At 48.7% G+C, this 735-nt stretch carries 1 pseudogene; it reads left to right on the top strand.

What is annotated here, in order from left to right:
• Positions 1-359 precede the first annotated feature (359 nt).
• A pseudogene (locus tag HMPREF2554_RS02460) lies at positions 360-735 on the top strand (amino acid permease); the annotation flags it as partial.

Below are 735 nucleotides of genomic sequence, written 5' to 3'. Positions count from 1 at the left end.
AGAAATCATATATGATGAGAATTTTTCTTTTGAGAATGTGGCGAGCTAGGCAATAAAGGGATGTACCTCACGTGCGCTGTGTTTTCCGAAAGTAAGGCTTATTGTCAAGGGTTTTTCACAGATTCCTTCCGAAATTTTTTGAATTTCGATATAAAGATTTTATTGTTCGTGACGCATGCTATAGATACGCGACACACTTCCTGGAGATAATTACACAATACCGTCCCTGTTATGTAGAATATATATTCAAAAGTTGTGATAGCTCACCGTATCTTACGGGCTGAGTGCTGCACTTGCCGCCCCGAAAGCCGGGGCTGTCCCGCTCGGCTGCGGGACCCAACCACGAAAGAGGAACTGTCATGCAGCAACCTCACGATAATGCCGCATCGGCGGCAGACACGACAGATAATGCTGAAGAACTGCACCGCGGGCTGAGCAACCGACACATCCAGCTCATTGCTATCGGCGGTGCTATTGGTACCGGGCTCTTCATGGGGTCCGGTAAAGCAATTTCTAAAGCTGGTCCATCTATCCTCTTGGTCTACATGGTTATCGGCGCCGCTATCTTCTTGGTGCTGCGTGCGATGGGTGAGATCCTTCTATCAAACCTGAAATATAAGTCATTCTCAGACTTTGCTACCGACCTGATCGGGCGCCCCGCAGGGTTTTTCCTTGGATGGTCGTACTGGTTCATGTGGGTGGTCACCGCGGTCGCAGATATTATCGCAATCGTGG

Origin of the sequence: Rothia sp. HMSC071F11 (genome assembly GCF_001809115.1) — a bacterium.
Taxonomy (GTDB): Bacteria; Actinomycetota; Actinomycetes; order Actinomycetales; family Micrococcaceae; genus Rothia; species Rothia dentocariosa.
Note: the sequence above shows the minus strand (reverse complement) of the source record. Positions and strands in the feature narration are given on the sequence as shown.